Raw genomic sequence first — 15426 nt, forward strand, 5'->3', positions numbered from 1 at the left:
CGCGTTAGGCGCTTCAGGCCGTCAGAGCCGTCTGCATGCTGGCAAGCCGCGCGCGGACCGAGGTATCGAGCACTTCGTCGCCAACCGTCACGCGCACGCCGCCGATCAACGACGAGTCGACTTCGACCGTCGGCTTCAGCTTGCGTTTGAACTTGCGTTCGAGACTTGCGACGAGGTCGTTCAACTGCGCGCCTTCGAGCGGGAATGCGCTGACGATCAGCACATCGGCCGCCCCTTCGCGGGCGTTCTTCAACTCTTCGAACTGCACAGCGATTTCCGGCAGCAAGGGCAGGCGATGGTTGTCCACCAGCATTTGCACCAAATTCTTCGCTTGCGCGTTGTCCTTGAGCGGCGACTTGACCGCGGTGAGCAGCAGTTCGCTGACCTGGGCGCGGCTTACTTTCGGGCTCGAGGCGATCGACAGCACTTCGGGCAGACGCGCAACCTGTGCCAGCTCCTGCACGAGCGTGGACCAGGCGGCGATGTCACCAGCTTCGGCCACGCCAAACAGCGCTTCTGCGTACGGACGGGCGATGGTTGCAAGTTCGGCCATGATCAGAGCTCGGCTTTCAGTTGATTCAGCAGGTCAGCGTGAGCTGCCTGGTCGACTTCGCGCTTCAGGATCTGTTCAGCGCCCTTCACAGCGAGTGCGGCGACTTCGCCGCGCAGCGTTTCGCGCGCTTTCACGACTTGCTGTTCCGCGTCTGCCTTCGCTTGCGCGATGATGCGAGCGGCTTCAGCCTGTGCTTGAGCCTTGATTTCGTCAGCGACTGCCACAGCGCGCTTTTCTGCGTCAGCAACACGTTGCTGACCGTCGTTGCGTGCCTGAGCGAGTTCCTGGTCGACGCGCTTGTGAGCGGCTTCGAGTTCTGCCTTGCCCTTTTCAGCAGCCGACAAACCGTCAGCAATCTTCTTCGAGCGCTCGTCGAGGGCGTTGATCAGCGGCGGCCACACGAACTTCATCGTGAACCACGCGAGGATCAGGAACACGACCATTTGCGCAAACAGGGTTGCGTTGAGATTCACGGTGTTTCCTTAAACGTTGCTAGTTCGGAAAGTGAAACGGCAAGGCGCTCATCGATTCTGTATTCGATCAGCGCCCGAGTGCCCGTTCCGCCCTGCGCCCTCACTAGTTATAGCTCAGGCGCAAACTTCCGAGGAACCTCAGCCTGCCAGCTTCGACAGCAGCGGGTTCGCGAACGCAAACAGCATTGCCACACCAACGCCAATCAGGAACGCCGCATCGATCAGACCAGCCAGCAGGAACATCTTGGTTTGCAGCGGGTTCATCAGTTCAGGCTGACGTGCACATGCTTCGATGTACTTGCCGCCCATCAGGCCGATACCGATACAGGCGCCGATTGCACCCAGGCCGATGATGATGCCGATACCGATGGCGGTCAGACCCTGGATGTTGGCGATGAAAGCTTGCATGATCACTCCTTTGTGAAAAGTCTTTTAGAACTGGTTGGAACTGGGATTTAAAAAACTACTATTCTTTTTGCCGACGGCGCAGTTTAGTGCGTGTCGTGTGCCTGGCCGATGTACACCAGCGTCAGCATCATGAAAATGAACGCCTGCAGCAGAACGATCAGGATGTGGAAGATTGCCCACACGCTGCCGGCGATCACGTGGCCGATGAAGCCAAGCACCGTCGTGTCCGCGCCGAAGCTCCAGATGCTGCCGAGCAGGGCAATCAGCAGGAACAACAGTTCGCCCGCGTACATGTTGCCGAACAGCCGCATGCCGAGCGAGACCGTCTTCGCAACGAACTCGATGATGTTCAGTGCAAGGTTCGGGATCCACAGGAGCGGATGCGCGCCGAACGGAGCAGACAGCAGTTCATGCACGAAGCCGCCGGCGCCCTTGATCTTGAAGTTGTAGTAAATCATCAGCGCGAACACACCGAGGGCGATGCCGAGCGTGCCGTTCAGGTCGGCGGTCGGCACGATGCGGTGGTGCGGGATGACTTCGGACAAACCCAGCCAGCCAATCACGTGGCCCGGCAGGTCGACAGGGATAAAGTCGAGCGAGTTCATCAGCGCGACCCAGACGAACACGGTCAGCGCCAGCGGTGCGATAAAGGTACGCGAGCCGTGAATCATCGACTTCGATTGATCCTCGACCATTTCGACCAGCATTTCGATCGCGCATTGGAAACGACCCGGCACACCGGACGTTGCCTTGCGAGCAGCAAGATGCAGGATGAAGATCGTGGCCAGACCGCAAACGATCGACCAGAAAAGGGTGTCCAGATTCCACACGTGAATGTCGAAAATCGACGTCTGGTGCGCGGTGGAAAAGTTCTGCAAGTGGTGCGCGATGTACTCGGACGGATCCATTGCGCGCGTGCCTTCGCTAGCTGCCATATCGTTAAAGCCACCCAAATTGTCGAAAATCGTCTTTAGGCCGTTCCCGCTGCAATTCTGTATTACGGGAACACGCCGGGTGCGGACTGTGTCATATCCGCACACCCTGTGCCGGCGCTGTGCGCCAGCCTGAATTCTTTGCTGCTACTTTTTTGCTGCCACTTTTGTTGCTGCTACCTTAGCGCCATGCCAAGGCAATCCAGTACGTCTTGAGCGCGATGAGGTAAGTCACGAGTAGCGGAACCCAGCGTACGTCGTGATACCAGAAGGCGATGGCCACAAACATCGCGATCGTTGTCCCCATTTTGAGCGCTTCGCCGATCATCCAGCTCATGACTGTTTCAGCGCCGCTCAGCGTTCTAAGTCGTGCCGCGAACAACGCGCCCGGCACCCAGCAGATCGCTCCCCCCAGGAACGCGGACAGCGCAGCAGCGCCCGGCGGCTTGTAAAACAGCCACCACACCAGCGTAGCACCCAGGGACAAGGCCATTTGCGCCGCCACGACCTTGAAAGGCGTAACGCGCGATGGACGACTCACTTCAGGACCAAACAGCTTTTCAGCTTCAGCCCGCGTGAGCGGAACGATATTGTTATCTTGCTGCTCGACACCCCACGCTTCGTCAGGTGCCGCTTGCTGACCGGTGGACGCAACGGAAGCTTTGCGTTCAGCGCGGTGTTCGTCGTGCCCATTCTTCGGCGCTTGATTCGACGTTTTGACCGCCATCGCAGTGTTCCGAAAGTCTTGTTCCAGCCCGCGAGCTTACGCTGCGCTTACGGGGTTCCCGTGCAATTAAATCCGGGCGATTGTAAGCGATAGTTGCAGGCAATTCAAGACTTTAGGCCGTTCAATAACCAGCGTGAAAAGCCTCTTCACGATGCGGGAGCAACTGTCTGGCGAGGCGAAACACGTCAAATGTAAGGCTGTCGGGGTAAGCCAAAACATGCGATTTGAATCGCGTGAGTTCGCGTTTCGTCGACAGGCTGTTTGAACGCCGCAGCAGACGTCTCGAAAATGCAACAAACGTCTATTTTTGCCTGCGCGAGTGGACATAACCGCCGGTGCCGGGTAAGCGGCGATCGGTACAGTCTGACCGGCAATCTCGCGCATGACGTCGACAAGGGGAGATAGCCGCAAAGGACATCGGTCGCGCCGAACGAGTTTGCTTGCGGGGGACGACCTTCGCCTTCACATTGCGCGTCAAGCCGCGTCCTGCTTTGTGAACTTATCGCTCAGACGCTGCGATCTGACTGCCTCGCAAGCTTGACGCGATTCAGACGGAAACGCATCCGTATCGCGACTTCGGTGTCGGAAAATGGATATATCAGCGATCCTGACTATGTGCGGCGAAATTTATTTAGGAATCCATCAAATGCCGATAACTGGTCAATTTCTGGATTCTCTAACGCCTGCGCTACGTGCGTTTGCAGGCTCCTACTACGAAAGCAACGCCACAACACCTACCGCCCAATAGACCCACAGCGCGCCAGACAACTTGCGATCCGCATAAAGCCTCATCGCAAGCCTTGCACGCCGCTCGCATTCAACGCGCCAGTCAGGCAGTGGCGTTGCCGCGCAACCGCACCAAAATGCCTTCCAGTGCGTCCAGATCGCCGAAGTCGACCAGCACCTGCCCGCGCCCGCGTCGGCCGAGTTTGATCTTGACGGTTGCCGCCAACAAATCCGACAACTCTTCTTCGAGCCGTCGCGTATCGCGGCCACCGTCCGGATTCGCACGCGCCTTCACCGCTGGCACGGTCCTGGTTGTCGTCGTCACCAGTTTTTCGGTTTCGCGTACCGACATGCGTTTGTTGACGACCTGGTTGGCCAGCGTGATCTGCGTCGCGGCGTCGACTGCCAGCAGCGCGCGCGCATGCCCCATGTCGAGATCGCCGGCCAGCAGCATGGTCTGTACGGGCGACGCCAGATTGAGCAGGCGCAACAGATTCGATACCGCGCTGCGCGAACGGCCGACCGATTCCGCCGCCTGCTCGTGCGTGAAATTGAACTCGTCGAGCAAGCGCTGGATGCCTTGCGCTTCTTCCAGCGGATTCAGATCTTCGCGCTGAATGTTCTCGATCAGCGCCATCGCGGCGGCGGCCTGGTCCGGCACGTTCTTCACCAGCACCGGTACTTCGTCGAGGCCGGCAAGACGTGCCGCGCGAAAACGCCGCTCGCCGGCAATGATCTCGTACCTGTCCGCGGACACGGGACGCACGAGAATCGGCTGCATCAATCCCTGCGCACGAATGCTTGCCGCCAGTTCCTGCAACGCGCCCTCGTCCATACGCGTACGCGGCTGGTATTTGCCCGCCTGCAACTTGCTGAGCGGCAGCACATTCGGCGCACCCTCGATCGCCACCGCCTCGGTGATGTCGGCACTGCCGCCCAGCAATGCTTCCAGGCCGCGCCCCAACCCCTTCTTTCTCGCTACTGCGTTCATCGTGCTTCCTCGATCCGCTTAGGATGCCTGGGGCGCATCATTCAATGCGCGCACCCGCTCAATCATTTCCGCGCCGAACTGCACGTATGCCTGCGCGCCGCGCGATGCCCTGTCGAATACCACGCCCGGCAAACCATAGCTGGGCGCCTCGGCAAGACGCACGTTGCGCGGGATCACAACGTCGAACACCTTGTCGCCAAAATGCTCTTTCAGCTGATCCGACACTTGCTGTTGCAACGTGATGCGCGGATCGAACATCACACGCAGCAGGCCGATCACTTTCAGATCCCGGTTCAGGTTGGCATGCACCTGTTTGATCGTATTGACCAGGTCCGACAAGCCTTCGAGCGCAAAGTACTCGCATTGCATCGGAATCACGACACCGTGTGCAGCGCACAGGCCATTGAGCGTCAGCAGCGACAAAGCCGGCGGACAGTCGATCAGCACAAAATCGTATTCGTTTTCGACTGCCGCGAGCGCGACCTTCAATTGACGCTCGCGATTCTGCACGCTCACCAGTTCGACCTCGGCACCCGCGAGTTCGCGGTTCGCCGGCAGCACGTCATAACCGACGGCTTCTGGACGCACTCGTGCATCGGCCACCGCGACGCCGTCCACCAGCACTTCGTAGACGGTATTGGCGCACGCGGCCTTATCGATGCCACTGCCCATCGTGGCGTTGCCCTGCGGGTCCAGATCAATGAGAAGGACTCGCTGTCCCTGCGCTGCCAGGCTCGCGGCCAGATTGACTGCGGTCGTCGTCTTGCCGACGCCGCCCTTCTGGTTCGCAACGCAGAAGATTTTTGCCATCGTTGGTGTGTCCCTTTTGCTGCCTGGATGAAATAAAAATCGTGTGTGATGCCGGGTGTGGCTGGGTGAGCAATCTGAGCCAGGCGCTAGCTGCCGGCGTCCACCACAACCTTGATCAGGTGCCGCTCGGCGTCGAGCGACGGCACGTTCAGTCGGATGACCTGTTCCACGTGGGCGCCGGCCGGCAAACGTTCGATCTCGCCGTCCGGCCGTACGCCTTTCATGGCCCAGATCGCACCCTGCTCCGCAACCAGATGACGGGCCAGTGTAACGAAATCCGCGAGTTCTGCGAATGCGCGCGAGACAATTACGTCGAACTTTGCCGGTACTTCGGCGCCCGGCTGCAAGCTCTCGACCCGGCCGGTCACCACCGAGAGATTTGCAAGTCCTAGCTCGGCCTTTGCCTGAGCCTGGAAGGCCGTCTTTTTATGAACGATGTCGTTCACGGTAACGGTCCAGTCGGGCAAAACTATAGCCAGCACGATGCCCGGCAGACCACCGCCGGAACCGACGTCGAGCACCGAGGACGGCCCAAGCGGCGCAAGGTGCGGCACGATCGCAAGCGAATCCAGAATGTGTTGGATCAGCATCTGCCGTGGATCGCGAATCGCCGTCAGGTTGTAGACGGCATTCCACTTCGACAGCAACGCAACGTAGTCGAGCAGCTTGCCGAGTTGCGCGTCGCTCAGGTCGAGGCCGAGTTCGCGGACACCGTCCGCCAGCAGTGGCCCCAACGCCTCCCTACCGCTTCCCTTCTGGCTTCCCGTCATTGCGTCACCGGCGCGCTGTCGGTGCCCGGCTCGGCGGGCTTCGTCGAGCGACGACCCAAGCCGCGCTTCAGATGGACCATCAGCAAAGAAATGGCCGCTGGCGTGATGCCCGAAATACGCGACGCCTGGCCGATAGTTTCGGGACGGAACTGCGTCAGCTTCTGCCGCGCTTCGAACGAGAGCCCTCTGACTTCCGCGTAGTCCAGCCCTTCGGGCAGACGCGTACTTTCGTGCGCCTCATTTCGCTCGATTTCACCCGCCTGGCGGTCGATGTAGCCCTGATATTTGATGCCGATCTCGATCTGTTCCTTGATCTGCCCGAGCAGCACGTCGTCTTCCGCCAAGGTTTCAGGCGCGGCGCACGCGCCGGCCCGCAATGCGCAAACGCCGTCGTACGACACACCGGGGCGGCGCAGCAGATCCGCGAGACTGTACTCGTGATCGATTGGCTTGCCGAGCAGCGCTGTAGCCTCGTCGGTGGATAACGTCTTAGGATTGACCCATGTCGTGCGAAGACGCTCTGTTTCACGTGAAACAGCGTCGCGCTTGCGGCTGAAAGCATCCCAGCGAACGTCGTCGACCACGCCCAACTCGCGGCCGATCTCGGTGAGACGCATATCCGCATTGTCTTCGCGCAGACTCAGACGATATTCGGCACGGCTCGTGAACATCCGATAAGGCTCGGACACGCCGCGCGTCACCAGATCATCGACCAACACGCCAAGGTAGGCCTGATCGCGGCGAGGGCACCATGCTTCCTTGCCCTGCACGTACAGACCCGCATTGATCCCGGCCAACAAACCCTGCGCGGCCGCTTCTTCGTAGCCGGTCGTGCCGTTGATCTGGCCGGCAAAGAACAGCCCGTTGATAACCTTGGTTTCGAGCGAAGCCTTTAATCCACGCGGATCGAAGTAGTCGTATTCGATCGCGTAGCCCGGTCGCAGGATGTGCGCGTGCTCCAAACCGCGCATCGAGCGCACCAGTTCCAGTTGAACGTCGAACGGTAAGCTCGTGGAGATTCCGTTGGGATAGAACTCGTTCGTGGTCAGCCCTTCCGGCTCGAGGAAGATCTGATGCGACTCCTTTGAAGCGAACCGGTGAATCTTGTCCTCGATCGATGGGCAATAGCGCGGCCCCACCCCTTCGATCACCCCCGTGTACATGGGCGAGCGGTCGAGTCCGCCGCGGATGATGTCGTGCGTCCGCTCGTTCGTGTGTGTGACCCAACACGGCACCTGCCGCGGATGCTGCTCGACGCGCCCGAGAAACGAGAACACCGGCACTGGATCCAGATCACCCGGCTGCTCTTCGAGTTGCGAAAAATCGATCGTGCGGCCGTCAATACGCGGCGGCGTCCCCGTCTTGAGACGACCTTGCGGCAACTTCAATTCCTTCAGGCGCGCCGACAACGACACCGCCGCCGGATCGCCGGCGCGGCCGCCGGTGTAGTTGTTCAACCCCACGTGAATCTTGCCGTCGAGGAACGTCCCCGCCGTCAAAACTACCGCCCGCCCGCGGAAACGAATCCCCACCTGCGTCACAGCGCCGACGACGCGGTCGCATTCCACCATCAGATCGTCAACCGCCTGCTGGAACAGCCACAGGTTCGGCTGATTTTCCAGCCGGTGCCGGATAGCCTGTTTGTACAGCAGACGGTCAGCCTGAGCGCGCGTCGCACGTACAGCCGGGCCCTTCGACGAATTCAGGATGCGGAACTGGATACCGCCCTCGTCCGTCGCGGCCGCCATTGCGCCGCCGAGCGCGTCGACTTCCTTGACCAGATGGCCCTTGCCAATGCCGCCAATGGACGGATTGCAGCTCATCTGGCCGAGGGTTTCGATGTTATGGGTCAGCAGGAGCGTCGTATTGCCCATGCGAGCTGAAGCCAATGCGGCTTCCGTGCCGGCATGACCGCCGCCGACGACGATTACGTCAAATTCTGTGGGAAAGAGCATCGCGGATCTCACGCCAGATCATCGCGTGAGCCTTTCAAAGGAAATGGATGGGCGAATTATAACGGGTTCGGTTTAGGCCCGAATTTCGTCCGAATGGCCATCCATAAAAAACGGTGTGTTTCACGTGAAACACACCGCCTTGAACAACGGAAGTTAGGGACACGCGCGAACGTTATGCCACTTTTTTGGCCAGCCCGAGATACGTCTCGATCACGCGTGGATTCTGCGCCAAATCTGCCGCCGGCCCTTCCAGCGCTAGTTCGCCGGTTTCCAACACATAGCCGTAATCCGAAATCTGGAGCGCGGCCCGCGCGTTCTGCTCGATCAGCAACGTGGCCACGCCGGTCTGCCGCAGCGCGCTAATGATGTGGAAGATCTCTTTCACGATCAACGGCGCAAGACCGAGACTCGGCTCATCCAGCATCAGCAAATCCGGCTTGCCCATCAATGCCCGGCCCACCGCGAGCATCTGGCGCTCACCACCGGATAACGTTCCGGCAGCCTGCTTGCGACGCTCCTTGAGTCGCGGAAACAGCGTAAAGACCGGCTCGAGCTGGTCGAGAAAGTTCCGCTCCCCTGCCCGCTTGCGCCGATACGCGCCGAGGACGAGGTTGTCCTCGACCGTCATCGACGCAAACAGCTCCCGCTTCTCCGGCACGAGACACATGCCGCGCGCGACACGCTTTTCGACCGGCACAGCGCTGACATCTTCGCCCTGATACAGAACGGTGCCCTTCGCATGGCCCGTGGTCGGCAACGCGCCCATGATCGCGTTCAACAGCGTGGACTTGCCTGCGCCGTTTGGGCCGATCACCGAGACGATCTGCCCTGCCCGTACCTTGATCGCCGCGCCGTGCAGCGCCTCTACCTTGCCATAACGGACCGACAACCCGCCCACGTCGAGAATCGGACCAGCAGCATTCATCGTGTTCTCCATCACTCCACCCCGCCAAGATAGGCTTCCAGCACAGCCGGATCCTGCTGTACGTCTTGCGGCAGGCCTTCCGCAATCCTGGTCCCGAACTCCATGACTACTAGCCGATCGGTCAGATTCATCACGAAATCCATATCGTGCTCCACAAGCAGCACGCTCATGCCTTCCGCCTTCAGGCGCCGCAGCAGATCGGCCAATTGAAGCTTTTCCTGGTAGCGCAGACCGGCGGCCGGCTCATCCAGCAACAAAAGCGTTGGATCGCAGCACAGCGCGCGAGCAATTTCCAGAATCCGCTGCTGCCCCAAGGCGAGACTGCCGGCTTCGTCGTACATATGCTGCTCCAGGCCGACGCGGCGAATCTGACGAGCCGCTTCGGCCATCAAGCGCGCTTCTTCCGCGCTGTTCAGGCGGACCACGCTGCGCCAAACGCCAGCCTGCCCTCGCAGATGCGCGCCGATCGCGACGTTCTCAAGCACCGTCATGCCCGGCAGCAACTTGACGTGCTGGAAAGTACGGCCGATTCCGCGCTTGACGATTTCACGTGAAGTCAGCGAATCGATGCGCTCGCCACGGAACGTGATCTCGCCGCTAGTCGCTTGCAACACGCCGGTGACCAGATTGAAGGTCGTCGACTTACCCGCGCCGTTCGGCCCGATCAGACCGATGATCTGCCCGGCTTTTACCTCGAAGCTGACGTCGTTCACCGCAACCAGACCGCCGAATTGCTTGCGCGCCTTGTTCACGGTCAGCAGGTTTTCACCGGCCGTCGGCTTGCTGCGCTGCGGCAACGGTTCGGCATGATCGGCCAGATGAGCGCGCGGACCCTTCGGGAAAAACCGCGCCACGAACGGCCATACGCCCTGTCGAGCGTACTGCAGCAACAGCACCATCAAAATGCCGAACACGATCACTTCGAAATTGCCGTTCTCACCGAGCAGCTTGGGCAGCAACGTTTGCAGATAGTCCTGCAGAACCGTCAGAATCGCCGCGCCAAGCACAGCGCCCCAGACGTGCGACACGCCACCCACCACGGCCATGAACAGAAACTCAATGCCGTGGTTCAGCCCAAACGGCGTCGGGTTCACCGCGCGTTGCAGGTGGGCGTATAGAAAGCCCGAGATCGAAGCCAGCACGGCCGCGTAGACAAAAATAACCACCCGCATCCACGCGGTATTCACGCCCATCGCTTCGGCCATCATGCCGCCGCCGCGCAGCGCGCGGATCGCCCGCCCCGGCCGGCTATTAAGCAGATTCTGAACAGAAATCACCGCGCCGAGCACCACCACCCAGATCAGGTAATAGATATGGCGGCCGGACTCCAGGTTAATACCAAAAACATTCAGCACCGGAATTCCATTGATGCCGTCGTACTTGCCGAGCATTTCCAGATTGCCGAACAGGTAGAACAGCGCGAGCCCCCAGGCAATCGTACCGAGCGGCAGAAAGTGCCCGGACAGACGCATCGTCACCAGCCCGAGCATCAACGCGATCAACGCAGTCACCACCACGCCCACGATCAGCGCGAACCACGGCGAGATGCCGTATTGCGTCGTCAGATACGCGGTTGCATAAGCGCCGATGCCGACAAACGCGGCCTGGCCGAAACTCGTCATCCCACCGATGCCGGTCAGGAGCACCAGGCCGATCGCCACGATCGAATACAGGCCGATGTAGTTGAGCAGCGTCACCCAGTACTCAGGCACGTGAATCGGTTGCGGCAGCACCGGCAGCGCGAACAGCACCACGAGGAACAACCAGAAGAATTTGTTTTGCATGATCCTTTTCATCGCATCACTCCTCGTCCTCTTCGGTGTGCGGGCTGGCAAGACTGCGCCAGAGCAGCACCGGGATGATCAGCGTGAACACGATCACTTCCTTGTAAGCGCTCGCCCAGAACGACGAATACGACTCCAGCAGACCGACCAGGATCGAGCCCGCGGCCGCCAGCGGATAGCTGACAAGGCCGCCGATAATGGCCCCCACGAAGCCCTTCAAACCGATCAGGAAGCCCGAGTCGTAGTAGATGGTGGTCAAGGGTGCGACGAGGATGCCACACAGCGCACCGAGGCCCGCCGCCAGCGTGAACGCGAGGCGCCCCGCCTGCGTCGTGCCGATGCCGACGAGCCGCGCGCCGAGCCGGTTCACCGATGTCGCGCGCAACGCCTTGCCGGAGATCGAGCGGTCGAAGTACAGATAAAGCGCGCCGATCAACACGACCGCTGTGCCGACGACCCACAAGCTCTGCCCGGAGATCGACAGGCTGCCGAGGTTGAAGGTCGCGTCGGAAAACGCGGTGGTGCGCGAACCCTCGGCTCCGAACATCACGAGACCGAGGCCGACCATCGCGAAATGGACCGCCACCGCCACAATCAGCAGCAGCAGCGTGGACGCCTCCGCGATCGGCTCATACGCAAGCCGGTAGACATACGGCCCCATCGGAATCACGATCAGCAGCGTCAACGCGATCTGCGCGACCATCGGCAGCGGCTGCATGAAAACGCCCTGCGTCAGCGCATAGACCGCGATCGGAAACAGCAGGTATTTGCCGACCAGCATGACCAGCGTGCGAGCTGCATGCCGGCGCCGTTCGGCATGCCGCACCAGCCCCGCTATTTCGACGACGAAGCAGGCCGCGCCCATCGCCATCAGCAGCCAGCAGGTAGCCGGAAATTTCTGTGTCTGCAGTGCGGCGAGCGTCAACGCGCCGTACGAAACAAACTCCCCCTGCGGGATGAAGATCACCCGCGTCACGGAAAACACCAGCACCAGCGCAAGCGCGAGCAGCGCGTAGATCGCGCCGGTAGTGATGCCGTCCTGCGCGAGGATCGCCGCAATTGATAGATCCATACTTCCTCGTCCTGAAGCGTCGAAATCGAAACCGGGAAACAGTCGGGGCGGCAAAACCAGCGGCCGTCCATCGACCCGCAATGTCAGAAAAGGCAACCGCCGCGCCGGAACACGGCGCGGCGGTCGGTGCCATTGTCATCGAACAGAATGGCAATGCGGCGTCACATGCCGCACGTTGCGCGAGAGGCGCGTACCGTTTTTGTTTTTAGTCGTTCTGCAGCTTCCACTTGCCATCGACGATCTGCACGATCACGCGTGCACGCTTGTCGAGGCCGTTGTGGTCGGTCGTCGTGGTGTTCATGATGCCGTGCGAGACCGGCAGCTCCTTGATGTTCTCAAGTGCGCCGCGCAGCGCCACGCGGAACGCTTCGGTGCCCGGCTGCGCAGTCTTCAGCGCGACAGGGATCGCCGCCTGCAGCATCTGGCCGGCGTCCCATGCGTGGCCGCCGAACGTCGCCACCGAGCCTGCGCCATAGGCTTTCTCGTACGCCGCCTTGTAGGCTTCCGACGACTTCTTCACCGGGTTCGATGCCGGCAACTGATCGGCCACGAGGATCGGACCGGCCGGCAGGAATTCGCCTTCGCAATCCTTGCCGCACACACGCAGGAAGTCGTTATTCGCGACGCCGTGCGTCTGGTAGACCTTGCCCTTGTAGCCGCGCTCCTTGAGCGTCTTGGCCGGCAACGCCGACGGCGTGCCCGCGCCCGCGATCAGCACCGCGTCGGGGTTGGCGCCCATCGTCTTCAACACCTGGCCCGTCACCGATGCGTCGGTGCGATTAAAGCGCTCGTTGGAGACGATCTTCAGGTTGTGCGCGGCGGCAGCGGCGGTGAAGACGTTGTTCCAGCCGTCGCCGTACGCATCCGCGAAGCCGATGAAGCCCACCGTTTTCACGCCGTGATGCTCCATATAGTCGGCGATAGCGTCAGCCATCAGGCTGTCGTTTTGCGGCGGTTTGAAGGCCCATGCGCGCTTTGCGTCCATCGGCGAAATGATCGCCGCCGATGCCGCCAGCGAGATCACCGGCGTCTTGCCTTCGGCAGCCGCGTCGAGCATGGCGAGCGAATTCGGCGTAACGGTCGAACCGATGATCGCGTCGACGTGATCTTCGTCGATCAGCTTGCGCGTGTTCTGCACGGCTTTGCCGGTGTCCGATGCGTCGTCGAGAATGATGTACTGCACGGTCTTGCCGCCGATCTCTTTCGGCAGCAGCGCAATCGTGTTCTTTTCAGGAATCCCGAGCGAAGCAGCCGGCCCCGTCGTGGAAAGCGTGACGCCGATTTTCACCTGGGCGAATGCCGCGCCCGCGCCGCACATCAACGCCACGGCAATGCCGGTGCGTACCCATTGCTTTGTCTTTTTCATTGCAAGTCTCCGAACGCTTTGAAGCGCGTATCTGTAATCGGCTCAGGGCCGGGTGTCTGAATCTAGTTATAGGGTTCCGGCGTGCCAAGCATGGTTTTCCCTGCTCGGCGCGAATGCTTTTACCGCCTGGGGGTCACCTTCCTGCTGCGTACTACGACTGCAAACTGCTGCGATATCCTGCGAAACAAAACACTAACATGTTAGTAGTATTGCGTTCTGCGCGATCGACGGTCAATAGACCGTCACCCAAATGCGGGTTTGTCCTGAAGCCGCGGAACCACACTTTTTCACGCGATGCGGACAATAAAAAAGACGCGTCAACCGCACGCGTCTTTTTTAATGGGGATCCGTATCGCTTCGCCTTCGCTCAGTCGCCGGACAACTTCCACTTGCCGCCGACAATCTCCACCATGACGCGCGCCCGCTGGTCGAGACCGGAGTGGTCGTTCGCGCTCATGTTGAAGATGCCGTGCGACGCGGGCATGTCTCTGGTGTTTTCCAGCGCTGCACGCAGCGCCTCGCGGAACGCAGGCGTGCCCGGCTGGCCCTTCTTCAGCGCCAGCGGAATCGCGCGTCGCAGCAGCAGGCCCGCGTCCCATGCGTGGCCGCCGAAGGTGGACACCGAGCCGGCGCCGTAAGCGGTTTCATACGCATGCTTATAGGCGAGCGCGCTCTTTTTCACCGGATTCGAATCGGGCAGTTGATCGGCAACGAGCAACGGGCCGGCCGGCAAATATGTACCTTCGCAATCCTTGCCGCACACGCGCAGAAAGTCGTTATTGGCGACGCCGTGCGTCTGATAGTACTTGCCCTTGTAGCCGCGCTCCTTGAGCGTTTTCTGCGGCAGCGCGGCCGGCGTGCCCGCGCCCGCGATCAGCACCGCATCCGGGTTCTGCGACATGACTTTCAGCACCTGGCCGGTCACCGACGCGTCATTACGCGCGAAACGTTCGTTCGCGACGATCCTGATCTTCGCGAGATCCGCAGCCTTGCCGAATTCCTTGAACCAGCTCTCGCCGTAAGCGTCCGAGAAACCGATGAACGCGACCGTCTTCACGCCGTGATTCGACATATGCTGCGCGATCGCGGTGGCCATGAGAATGTCGTTCTGCGGCGTCTTGAAGACCCACGCGCGCTTCGCATCCATCGGCTCGACGATGCTCGCCGCAGCGGCCATCGAAATCATGGGCGTGGTAGTTTCGGCGGCGACGTCGATCATGGCCAGCGAGTTCGGCACCACGGTCGAGCCGATCAACGCATCCACGTGATCTTCGCTGGTGAGCTTGCGCGTGTTCTTGACGGCCTGAGTCGAATCGGTGGCGTCGTCGAGCACGATGTACTCGATTTTCTGGCCCGCTACTTCTTTAGGCAGCAGCGCAATCGTGTTCTTTTCCGGAATACCGAGCGACGCGGCAGGCCCCGTTGCCGAGACGGTCACGCCGATTTTCACGTCCGCGAATGCATGGCCGCTCCATGCCGCAGTCATTCCGGTGGCGACCAATGCCGCGCTGATCCAACGCAATGCCGACTTCATTCCGCTCCTCTGTCTACCCCGTTATTCATTCGAATCCAAATCTTTGGATTTAAATCCCGACCAAGCGGTCGGTGAATAGCGAGTTTAGCGGACGAAAGCCCCGCGCTGCAAGCGTTTTGCAGGGTTGTGCCGTGCGAAATAGAGACACGTTCGACGAATAAAAAAGGCGCACCGAATTAGCGCGGAATTCGAGTCGCCAATAACCGGAAGCACAAATAAAAAGCGCTGTTGGATATCAATCCAACAGCGCTTTCGTCTGGGCACTGAGTGCCTCATTGTCTCCTCGTTCTCCACCTGCAAAATTCGTGGTGCATCAGAACTGCATGAAGATTAAATGAGCACCCGCTCTACTACAACTAGCAATTACCCTAGTGGTGCACTGCGGCACTGAATTGGGGCA

At 60.4% G+C, this 15426-nt stretch carries 14 protein-coding genes; all 14 read right to left on the reverse strand.

Going from position 1 to position 15426, the window contains the following annotated elements; all coding sequences use genetic code 11:
* Positions 1 to 13: 13 nt before the first annotated feature.
* The gene (locus NE850_RS15885; protein WP_007180031.1) at positions 14 to 553 is read right to left on the reverse strand and encodes a F0F1 ATP synthase subunit delta; all 540 of its coding nucleotides are present in this window, start codon (positions 551 to 553) and stop codon (positions 14 to 16) included.
* Between the two features lie 2 nt (positions 554 to 555).
* Positions 556 to 1026 (reverse strand): F0F1 ATP synthase subunit B, encoded by a 471-nt coding sequence (locus NE850_RS15890; protein WP_007180032.1) that lies wholly within the window; start codon positions 1024 to 1026, stop codon positions 556 to 558.
* A gap of 138 nt (positions 1027 to 1164) precedes the next feature.
* The gene (gene atpE, locus NE850_RS15895) at positions 1165 to 1434 is read right to left on the reverse strand and encodes a F0F1 ATP synthase subunit C (RefSeq protein ID WP_007180033.1); all 270 of its coding nucleotides are present in this window, start codon (positions 1432 to 1434) and stop codon (positions 1165 to 1167) included.
* Positions 1435 to 1517: 83 nt separating this feature from the next.
* A complete protein-coding gene (atpB, locus tag NE850_RS15900; protein ID WP_011490292.1) occupies positions 1518 to 2369 on the reverse strand; it encodes a F0F1 ATP synthase subunit A in 852 nt (283 codons plus the stop codon).
* A gap of 178 nt (positions 2370 to 2547) precedes the next feature.
* Entirely contained in the window at positions 2548 to 3093 is a 546-nt protein-coding gene (locus NE850_RS15905; protein WP_310698911.1) for an ATP synthase subunit I, read from the reverse strand.
* Positions 3094 to 3922: 829 nt separating this feature from the next.
* Positions 3923 to 4810 (reverse strand): ParB/RepB/Spo0J family partition protein, encoded by an 888-nt coding sequence (locus NE850_RS15910; protein WP_007180036.1) that lies wholly within the window; start codon positions 4808 to 4810, stop codon positions 3923 to 3925.
* Positions 4811 to 4828: 18 nt separating this feature from the next.
* The gene (locus NE850_RS15915) at positions 4829 to 5620 is read right to left on the reverse strand and encodes a ParA family protein (protein WP_007180037.1); all 792 of its coding nucleotides are present in this window, start codon (positions 5618 to 5620) and stop codon (positions 4829 to 4831) included.
* 86 nt (positions 5621 to 5706) lie between these two features.
* Positions 5707 to 6390 (reverse strand): 16S rRNA (guanine(527)-N(7))-methyltransferase RsmG, encoded by a 684-nt coding sequence (rsmG, locus tag NE850_RS15920; RefSeq protein WP_007180038.1) that lies wholly within the window; start codon positions 6388 to 6390, stop codon positions 5707 to 5709.
* Positions 6387 to 8345 carry a tRNA uridine-5-carboxymethylaminomethyl(34) synthesis enzyme MnmG gene (gene mnmG / locus NE850_RS15925; RefSeq protein WP_310698912.1) on the reverse strand — a complete coding sequence of 653 codons (1959 nt, stop codon included), beginning with the start codon at positions 8343 to 8345 and terminating at the stop codon, positions 6387 to 6389. Before mnmG ends, rsmG begins: the two co-directional genes overlap by 4 nt.
* Before the next feature lie 172 nt (positions 8346 to 8517).
* Positions 8518 to 9270 carry an ABC transporter ATP-binding protein gene (locus NE850_RS15930; RefSeq protein ID WP_007180040.1) on the reverse strand — a complete coding sequence of 251 codons (753 nt, stop codon included), beginning with the start codon at positions 9268 to 9270 and terminating at the stop codon, positions 8518 to 8520.
* Positions 9271 to 9281: 11 nt separating this feature from the next.
* Complete coding sequence (locus NE850_RS15935; protein WP_007180041.1) at positions 9282 to 11066, reverse strand: ABC transporter permease subunit; 1785 nt, start codon at positions 11064 to 11066, stop codon at positions 9282 to 9284.
* A 4-nt stretch (positions 11067 to 11070) separates the two neighbouring features.
* Positions 11071 to 12126 (reverse strand): branched-chain amino acid ABC transporter permease, encoded by a 1056-nt coding sequence (locus tag NE850_RS15940; protein WP_165187257.1) that lies wholly within the window; start codon positions 12124 to 12126, stop codon positions 11071 to 11073.
* Positions 12127 to 12331: 205 nt separating this feature from the next.
* Entirely contained in the window at positions 12332 to 13492 is a 1161-nt protein-coding gene (locus NE850_RS15945) for an ABC transporter substrate-binding protein (RefSeq protein WP_007180043.1), read from the reverse strand.
* Between the two features lie 367 nt (positions 13493 to 13859).
* On the reverse strand, positions 13860 to 15026 hold the full coding sequence (locus NE850_RS15950) for an ABC transporter substrate-binding protein (RefSeq protein ID WP_007180044.1): 1167 nt from the start codon (positions 15024 to 15026) through the stop codon (positions 13860 to 13862).
* Between the last annotated feature and the right edge of the window lie 400 nt (positions 15027 to 15426).

The sequence above is a fragment of the Paraburkholderia sp. USG1 genome, from assembly GCF_031570135.1.
Taxonomy (GTDB): domain Bacteria; phylum Pseudomonadota; class Gammaproteobacteria; order Burkholderiales; family Burkholderiaceae; genus Paraburkholderia; species Paraburkholderia dioscoreae.

Bases quoted from the DNA above. Each gene is read 5' to 3' on its own strand.
- NE850_RS15885 (WP_007180031.1), bottom strand. From the start codon at position 553: ATGGCCGAACTTGCAACCATCGCCCGTCCGTACGCAGAAGCGCTGTTT.
- atpE (WP_007180033.1), bottom strand. From the start codon at position 1,434: ATGCAAGCTTTCATCGCCAACATCCAGGGTCTGACCGCCATCGGTATC.
- atpB (WP_011490292.1), bottom strand. From the start codon at position 2,369: ATGGCAGCTAGCGAAGGCACGCGCGCAATGGATCCGTCCGAGTACATC.
- NE850_RS15905 (WP_310698911.1), bottom strand. From the start codon at position 3,093: ATGGCGGTCAAAACGTCGAATCAAGCGCCGAAGAATGGGCACGACGAA.
- NE850_RS15910 (WP_007180036.1), bottom strand. From the start codon at position 4,810: ATGAACGCAGTAGCGAGAAAGAAGGGGTTGGGGCGCGGCCTGGAAGCA.
- NE850_RS15915 (WP_007180037.1), bottom strand. From the start codon at position 5,620: ATGGCAAAAATCTTCTGCGTTGCGAACCAGAAGGGCGGCGTCGGCAAG.
- rsmG (WP_007180038.1), bottom strand. From the start codon at position 6,390: ATGACGGGAAGCCAGAAGGGAAGCGGTAGGGAGGCGTTGGGGCCACTG.
- mnmG (WP_310698912.1), bottom strand. From the start codon at position 8,345: ATGCTCTTTCCCACAGAATTTGACGTAATCGTCGTCGGCGGCGGTCAT.
- NE850_RS15930 (WP_007180040.1), bottom strand. From the start codon at position 9,270: ATGAATGCTGCTGGTCCGATTCTCGACGTGGGCGGGTTGTCGGTCCGT.
- NE850_RS15935 (WP_007180041.1), bottom strand. From the start codon at position 11,066: ATGAAAAGGATCATGCAAAACAAATTCTTCTGGTTGTTCCTCGTGGTG.
- NE850_RS15940 (WP_165187257.1), bottom strand. From the start codon at position 12,126: ATGGATCTATCAATTGCGGCGATCCTCGCGCAGGACGGCATCACTACC.
- NE850_RS15945 (WP_007180043.1), bottom strand. From the start codon at position 13,492: ATGAAAAAGACAAAGCAATGGGTACGCACCGGCATTGCCGTGGCGTTG.
- NE850_RS15950 (WP_007180044.1), bottom strand. From the start codon at position 15,026: ATGAAGTCGGCATTGCGTTGGATCAGCGCGGCATTGGTCGCCACCGGA.